The organism is Geminocystis sp. M7585_C2015_104 (assembly GCA_015295805.1).
GTDB lineage: Bacteria > Cyanobacteriota > Cyanobacteriia > Cyanobacteriales > Cyanobacteriaceae > DVEF01.
In genome coordinates this window covers 1-7,221 of sequence record DVEF01000040.1, presented here as the reverse complement: position 1 = coordinate 7,221, position 7,221 = coordinate 1, and the positions used below count along the sequence as shown (strand labels likewise).

Sequence of the window (7,221 nt, the reverse complement as noted above, 5' to 3'; positions counted from 1 at the left end):
TATGGCATTGCCCTAGCCATTGGCAGTAATACCCCCACTGCCTACCTTACCAATGTGGCCGATTCTCCTGATCGTGGCCAGTACTACCCGCCAGGACAGGTTCCACCCAACTGTGTTGACATTAATGGCAATCCCATCACCAGCAATCCCAATGGCGTAGTAACAGTTGACATTACCCGCACCACAGGTTCGCCGTCCTTCCCATCTCTACCAGCCAATACCACCACTTCTTCTTCCAGCCAAAATTATGGCTTTGTCCGTTTCCGCGTCCGGGTGAAATAGTTCATCAATAGTCGCCTCCCGTTGACAGTACCAGGCCTTACATGAGCAGGGGTTGTAAAAGGCTTATCCATTGCCCCCTGCTCCACCACCTTTCCTAATAAATTTTTTTATTTTGGCACCCACTATATGTTCCTAATAGTGAAAATTAAAGTTTTTAGTGATACAAAAATTACCTGCTGCACAAAGGGTGGCACTTTCGGCCACGGCTACCCCTCAAACCTGCCTTCTCCCCATTGAAATTGTCTTTGAGAAATGGCTTTTGACCCGCAACAATTCTCTCTTGGAGCCCCATTATACCCCCAGAACTATAATAAAACCAACCGCATAACTGGCGGCTGGGTAAAATTTTTGAAAACAGAGTATTTTCAGGTATAAAAAATATCAAGAATGATAAAAATTTAGCTTTTAAATAATATATTTTATAAAAATAAAGGTTTTTATTATAACCACAAATAGATATATAATTGAGGCTTTAAAAGGTAAAAAAAAAAGAAAACCAGCCGAAAATGAAACAATATAAGGGGAGGACGGACTATAGTGTAATGGTCTGCGGCCTAAATGATTATAGGGTGAATATTGGCAACAGTTGTCAGCAAAAGGGGAGGGCGCGGAAAACAAAAACAATGACAAAAAGCCCGGGAGGGGAGATATAATTGGTTGTTAAAAAGCGTTAAGAAATGTTGCAATGAGTAATTCCCTAGAAGAAGTACTGTTTGTAATCAGGGCCCTAGCAGAGGTATTGGGGGAAAGGCTAGAAGATACCCTCACGGAGATACTCAGCGAAATCGGCAAATTCGACGCAGAAACCAGGCAAAGACTACAAGAATTTGTCGAAGAGGTGAAAATAAGAGCCCAAAGGGCTAAACAAGCGACCTACAACCCCAAAACTACCATCACCGTGGAGGCAAACAAAAGTGTTGATTTACAAGAATTACTGGACGAATTAAGGGCAGAGATTGCTCGTCTTAAGGCCGAACTCAACAACTACAGGCAAAGACAAGGCCAAAAGAAGAGTTGAATCAATTCCCCTTTTGCCAACCTAGTCCTCCCTTTTTTTAAATCACCATTGTAGAAAAAACTTATAGGGAAAACTGTTGCCCGTGTCAGCATTATATTCTAATACAAACAAATACCTGCCCTCCAGTGGCAATGTGTCCAGGGTGGCCAAGCCGCCAAAACTGGAGATGGAGAAGAAGTACTATCGTTGGAACAAGAAGAACTACTCGCGTCTCCGCCGTCAGATAGATATTTGGACCTTTGTCCTGCTGCTATTATTCAAACTGTGGCAGAATGACAAAAAATGGACCTACCTCAACGGTTATAGCGAAGAGAAAAGGGCTGCCCGTCGTCGTCGTCAAGCAATTTGGATTAGGGAAAGCCTTTTGGAATTGGGGCCAACCTTTATTAAGGTGGGACAATTGTTTTCCACTAGGGCAGATTTGTTCCCCACAGAATATGTAGAAGAATTATCAAAATTACAAGATAAGGTGCCCGCCTTTAGTTTTGAGCAAGTGAAGGAAATTATACAACAGGACTTGGGCAAGCCTGTAGAAGAATTATTCCTCAGTTTTGACCCCATTCCCCTGGCAGCCGCAAGTCTGGGACAAGTACACAAGGCACAACTAAAATCAGGGGAAGAAGTAGTAGTAAAAGTCCAACGCCCCGGCTTACACCAGCTGTTTACCATAGACTTGGCTATCCTCAAACAAATCACCCGCTACTTCCAAAATCACCCCCGTTGGGGCAAGGGCAGAGATTGGATGGGGATATACGAGGAATGTAGTCGTATTCTGTGGCAAGAAGCTGATTACCTCAACGAAGGACGCAATGCCGACACCTTTAGACGTAACTTTCGAGGGGTAGACTGGGTAAAAGTACCTAGAGTATACTGGCGTTATACCTCCCCACGAGTATTAACTCTAGAGTACCTGCCAGGCATCAAAATCAGCAATTACGAGGCCCTGGAGGCAGCAGGATTAGATCGCAAGCGGTTGGCTAGACTGGGCGCCAGGGCCTATCTCCAACAAGTATTAAATGACGGCTTCTTCCATGCCGACCCTCACCCCGGTAACCTGGCTGTAGCACCCGATGGCTCCCTTATCTTCTACGATTTCGGCATGATGGGCACCCTTAAGGCCAATGTGAAGGAAAAACTAGTGGAAATGTTGTTTGCCATCACCGAAAAGAATGCAGACAAGGTAATTGCAGCCCTAGTGGATTTGGGGGCCCTGCAAATGCCCGAAGATCCTAGCGCCGTCCGTCGTGCCCTACAATTCTTATTAGATAACTTCGTGGATAAACCCTTTGAAGAACAGTCTATCAGTCAGATTAGTGAGGAATTGTACGAAATCGCCTATGACCAACCCTTTCGCTTCCCCGCTACCTTTACCTTTGTAATGCGCGCCTTCTCCACCCTGGAAGGGGTTGGCAAAGGATTAGATCCCGATTTCAACTTTATGGAAGTGGCACAACCCTTCGCTTTGGAAATTATGGCCGAATTCAGTAATGGTGCAAGTAAATCCATCCTAGATCAAATTGGCCGCCAGGCAGTAGAAGTCAGCAACAAAGCACTAGGTCTACCGGCCCGCATCGAGGATACCCTCGACAAACTAGAAAAAGGGGATATTCGTGTCCGAGTCAAAGCCTCTGAATCCGAACGTCTCCTGCGTAAGCTGGTGGGCATGCAAATGGCCACCAACTATACCCTCTTCATCAGTGCCCTCATCCTCTCTGCCACTATCCTGTTTGTAAACGGCTGGGGGAATATGGCACTCGCTCTTGTATTAATCTGTATTTGGCCAGTTTTCTCTTTGTTACGATTATTGAGACAGTTGGACAAATTAGACCGTAAACTATAATTATAACCCCTGAGTGAGTGGATTTATGAAGTGTGAGTCTGTCGGCTTGACTGATCCCGGTCTAGTTAGACCCTACAATCAAGACAACCATTATATCGACCCACAAGGACGTTTTTTTATTCTTGCCGATGGGATGGGAGGACATGCCGGCGGCGAGGAGGCAAGTAGAATCGCCACAGAGGTAGTGAAGGACTATTTTGAGTCCCATTGGGAGGCTCCCATAAACTCCTACGATCTCATCGAAAAGGCCATATACCAGGCTAACGAGCAAATTTTGGAACAACAAGTCCTTCACCCCGAAAGAGGAGATATGGGCACTACCCTGGTAGTGGTAATGTTTCGCCAGGAAGAAATATGGCATGCCCACGTAGGAGATTCTCGCCTATATCTTTGGCACCAAGGCCAACTGCAACAATTAACCTTAGATCACACCTGGATTGCTCAGGCCGTGAGGGCGGGGGAAATCAGTGCCGAAGATGCTAAATACCACCCCTGGCGCCATGTTTTATCTCAGTGTTTAGGCCGTCGCGATCTTTTGGAGGGTCTTGACATTAAAAAACTCGAAGGACTACAACCCGGTGACATTCTCCTGTTGTGCAGTGATGGCCTCACCGAAGAAGTCTCTGATGAAGCAATCAACAAATCTTTACAAGAGGCCAAAGACCTACAGGAGGCGGCCCAAACCCTCATCAAAAATGCCAAAGATGGTGGGGGCTCTGATAACATAACTGTGGTACTTGTGAAGATACAAGACGAGGAAGCCAATCCCCAATGAATGGCCAGGTGGTAGAAATCCTCTCTGCAGACGAGATGCGTCGTACCCTCACCCGATTGGCATCTCAGGTGGTGGAGGAGGTAGATGATTTGTCCCAGGTGGTTCTGTTAGGTATTTATACTAGAGGGGTTCCCCTAGCCCATCTTTTGGCAGAACACATAGCAATGATTGAAGGAATAAGACCACCAGTAGGAGCTTTAGATATTACCTTCTACAGGGACGATTTGGACCAAATTCGGACCAGAACCCCAAAAAAAACAGAAATACCCCTGGATTTGACCGGGAAAACTGTAATCCTGGTGGACGATGTGATATACAAGGGCCGCACCATCCGCGCCGCCCTCAATGCCATCAACGAATACGGCCGTCCTGAAATTGTTAAACTCCTGGTTTTGATAGACAGAGGGCATCGTCAACTGCCCATCCACCCCGACTTTGTCGGCAAAACCCTCCCCACCTCCAAAGAGGAACAGGTAAAAGTATATCTTGAAGCTGTAGATGGACGGGATGCCGTCGAACTGCTCAAATAGTTCAAATGGTCTCAAATAGTCCCACCGTGAAGGAAAACCAAGAATGACCAACCAACAGTTGTCCCTTTTCGCCAACCCCCGCCCAGCCGCCGAATTGGTAGAAGAAATCGAGGCCTTGACGGCAGAAATACAACAGCTATACTGCCAAGATCATCTGCCTTGGATTATTGGTTATAGTGGCGGGAAGGATAGCTCCTGTGTGTTACAACTAGTTTGGAATGCCATTTTCCAGTTGCCACCTCCTAAACGCCACAAAAAAGTCTACGTCATCACCACCGATACCCGGGTAGAAAATCCCATTGTCGCCAGTTGGGTAAAAAGCCGTATTGCCAAACTCCAAGAGGCAGCCACCCAACACAATATGCCCTTTGAAGCCCACCTGCTTTATCCTGAAGTTAAAGACAGTTTCTGGGTGTGTCTCATCGGCAAAGGCTATCCCGCACCCCGTAGGGGCTTCCGCTGGTGTACTGATAGACTGAAAATACAACCTGCCGATAATTTCATTCGCAAAACACTCCGTCGTCACGGGGAAATTATACTTGTCCTGGGCACCCGCAAGGCAGAGAGTATTAGCCGGGCCATCAATATGGAAAAACATGCCCGTCTTGAGAGAATTCAAGCCAGATTGAACATTCACTCCCGTTTCCCCAACTCCTACATCTACACCCCCATCGAGGATTGGCAAACCTCTGACGTCTGGTTTTATCTCCTCCAATATCCCAACCCCTGGGGTGGCGACAATCAGGACTTGTTTGCCCTGTATCGCGGCGCCACCGCCGACAATGAGTGCCCCCTCGTACTGGATACCCAAACCCCCTCCTGTGGCGACTCCCGTTTTGGCTGCTGGGTGTGCACCATGGTAAGCAGAGATAAATCCATGGAGGCCATGATTCAAAATGACGAGGAGAAGAAATGGTTGCAGCCTCTTTTGGAGCTGCGCAACGAATTAGATGCTGTTGACGATAGAGATAAACGGGATTTTCGTCGTCTTAATGGTAAGGTGGAATTGTATGAACGCCGCCTGGAAAATGGCCAAATTTCCATTGAACCCATCCCTGGCCCCTACCTGAAAAAATGGCGAGAATACTGGTTAAGGAAACTCCTGGAGGCTCAGGTTAGCATTCGCAAAAATGCGCCCCCAGAATACCGCGATGTCCAGTTAATTTCCATGGAAGAATTACATGAAATTCGTCGCATTTGGCTGGAAGAAAAGCATGAATTTGACGACAGTTTACCCTTTATTTATGAAGAAGTAACCGGCGAAAAATTCCCCTATCCCACCGTCTACGGACGAGTTGATAAACCCCTTTTAGGGCGAGAAGAATGGCAACTTTTAGAAGAAATATGCGGGGATGACGCCATGCGTCTAGAGTTGGTTACTCGCCTATTAGACATAGAAAGACAATACTATACTAAAGTGCGTCGTGTTGGCATTTATAAGGCCTTAGAAAAGTGTTTTGAAACCAGTTCCCGCAGCAGAGAAGAAGCTATTGCCCATGCTCTGATGGTACAGAGACTTAGAAAGGCGGCCCGAGAAAAGGATGTAAAAGCCCTTCAACAAACCCTCTCCTGGGGGGAAATCAAATTCCCCTCTTAACCCCCCATTTTCTTCTTCATTTCCTCCAACTCCATTTCTATCTCCCAATTTCTGAACTTTTGCTCTATATCATGGTAACTTTTCCCCTCCACTTTTCTCTCATAAAAAACACCAGTTTCTCTCGCCTTTTCCCTTCTTATTTCTTCCAACTTTAGGTTTACTTCCATTTCTTTTTTTTCAAGGGATGCCAATTTTCTCTTACTTTCAGCTATTTTTTCCTTTAATTTTGTCATTTCTTGCCAGAGATAGCTGCCTTTTTCTAACAGCTGATATTTTACTTGCGCAGCGTCTTGTGCAAGATCATATCGCTGAAGATTTCTGGCTTTTTCCTCCCTTTGTGCCCATTTCTTTATGTCTTCAGCAGTGGCTAAGATTTGGGATTCCACCTGCTTTTCCTGGTTTTCCAACTGAGAGATTAACTCGAGGGTATCCCTTTTCTCCTGTTTAATTTCCTGGGCAAGAATATTCAGGTTCAACTCGGGATTTTTTTGGAGAAAATCCTCAATGCTATTTTCCAAAAAGTTGAGAAAATCATCAAGAATACCCATAAGATTAACCTCCAAAATAAAGCTAAAAACTCTCACCTACTAGGAGAGATTTAAACTGATTCTGACGACTAATCAACGCCTTTTTGCCATCAACCCCCGTCAAAACCCAGCCAGTATTACCAATTTCCTCCCCCACAGAAACCCTCTCGGTTATATCATTGATTTTAAACAGGGCAACACTACTATTATCAGGCAAGTGCACTATCCCCACCAAAGTGTTATTCCCCACCGCCTCCGCACCCATCCCAGAATTAGACTGGGAATTAAAAGCGGTTTTGGTGGGGTAAGAGGAATTGGTAGTGGAAAAAAAGAGAGTATCCTCCCTGGGGGGATTAAGAATAGGTACTTTGGCTAGTCTAGGAGGTTTTGGCTGAGGTATTCGACGGGGAATTGAAGGGGAAGGATTGGAAGGGGAAAAAGTTGAGGAAAAATTGGACCGTGTTACAACGCCATTGCCACCGGGGGATGTAGGCTGGGGAAAAGGAGGGGGAAAATTGGAATTGGAATTGGAATTGGAATTGGAATTGGAATGGGGAGGGGGAGGAGAGGGATTGGAAGAGTGGGCATTCCCAGAAGTTTTGGCATTGGCATGAGGGGGAGGGGGAGGTGGCGAAGGGGGCGGCATGGTGTA

At 46.2% G+C, this 7,221-nt stretch carries 9 protein-coding genes; 7 read left to right on the top strand and 2 right to left on the bottom strand.

Going from position 1 to position 7,221, the window contains the following annotated elements; genetic code table 11:
* The 6 genes from IGQ44_04510 to dndC all read left to right on the top strand — a co-directional run.
* On the top strand, nt 1–282 hold a 282-nt coding region (locus IGQ44_04510), incomplete at its 5' end, for a DUF11 domain-containing protein (GenBank protein HIK37236.1).
* A gap of 685 nt (nt 283–967) precedes the next feature.
* Nucleotides 968–1,300, top strand: a complete 333-nt coding sequence (locus IGQ44_04505; GenBank protein ID HIK37235.1) for a hypothetical protein — start codon at nt 968–970, stop codon at nt 1,298–1,300.
* Nucleotides 1,301–1,466: 166 nt separating this feature from the next.
* A complete protein-coding gene (locus IGQ44_04500; GenBank protein ID HIK37234.1) occupies nt 1,467–3,140 on the top strand; it encodes an AarF/ABC1/UbiB kinase family protein in 1,674 nt (557 codons plus the stop codon).
* A 25-nt stretch (nt 3,141–3,165) separates the two neighbouring features.
* On the top strand, nt 3,166–3,915 hold the full coding sequence (locus IGQ44_04495; protein HIK37233.1) for a Stp1/IreP family PP2C-type Ser/Thr phosphatase: 750 nt from the start codon (nt 3,166–3,168) through the stop codon (nt 3,913–3,915).
* A complete protein-coding gene (gene pyrR, locus IGQ44_04490) occupies nt 3,912–4,445 on the top strand; it encodes a bifunctional pyr operon transcriptional regulator/uracil phosphoribosyltransferase PyrR (GenBank protein HIK37232.1) in 534 nt (177 codons plus the stop codon). Before IGQ44_04495 ends, pyrR begins: the two co-directional genes overlap by 4 nt.
* 43 nt (nt 4,446–4,488) lie before the next feature.
* On the top strand, nt 4,489–6,042 hold the full coding sequence (gene dndC / locus IGQ44_04485; protein ID HIK37231.1) for a DNA phosphorothioation system sulfurtransferase DndC: 1,554 nt from the start codon (nt 4,489–4,491) through the stop codon (nt 6,040–6,042).
* Here the strand turns inward: dndC and IGQ44_04480 are convergent.
* The gene (locus IGQ44_04480) at nt 6,039–6,590 is read right to left on the bottom strand and encodes a TIGR04376 family protein (protein HIK37230.1); all 552 of its coding nucleotides are present in this window, start codon (nt 6,588–6,590) and stop codon (nt 6,039–6,041) included. The genes dndC and IGQ44_04480 overlap by 4 nt on opposite strands.
* Nucleotides 6,591–6,612: 22 nt before the next feature.
* A complete protein-coding gene (locus IGQ44_04475) occupies nt 6,613–6,834 on the bottom strand; it encodes a hypothetical protein (protein HIK37229.1) in 222 nt (73 codons plus the stop codon).
* 160 nt (nt 6,835–6,994) lie between these two features.
* Between IGQ44_04475 and IGQ44_04470 the strand changes: the two genes are divergently transcribed.
* Entirely contained in the window at nt 6,995–7,183 is a 189-nt protein-coding gene (locus tag IGQ44_04470) for a hypothetical protein (protein ID HIK37228.1), read from the top strand.
* Nucleotides 7,184–7,221 lie beyond the last annotated feature (38 nt).

Coding starts and splice junctions, on each gene's coding strand:
- dndC (HIK37231.1), top strand. CDS start 4,489: ATGACCAACCAACAGTTGTCCCTTTTCGCCAACCCCCGCCCAGCCGCC.
- IGQ44_04475 (HIK37229.1), bottom strand. CDS start 6,834: ATGGGTGCGGAGGCGGTGGGGAATAACACTTTGGTGGGGATAGTGCAC.
- IGQ44_04495 (HIK37233.1), top strand. CDS start 3,166: ATGAAGTGTGAGTCTGTCGGCTTGACTGATCCCGGTCTAGTTAGACCC.
- IGQ44_04500 (HIK37234.1), top strand. CDS start 1,467: ATGGAGAAGAAGTACTATCGTTGGAACAAGAAGAACTACTCGCGTCTC.
- IGQ44_04505 (HIK37235.1), top strand. CDS start 968: ATGAGTAATTCCCTAGAAGAAGTACTGTTTGTAATCAGGGCCCTAGCA.
- pyrR (HIK37232.1), top strand. CDS start 3,912: ATGAATGGCCAGGTGGTAGAAATCCTCTCTGCAGACGAGATGCGTCGT.
- IGQ44_04480 (HIK37230.1), bottom strand. CDS start 6,590: ATGGGTATTCTTGATGATTTTCTCAACTTTTTGGAAAATAGCATTGAG.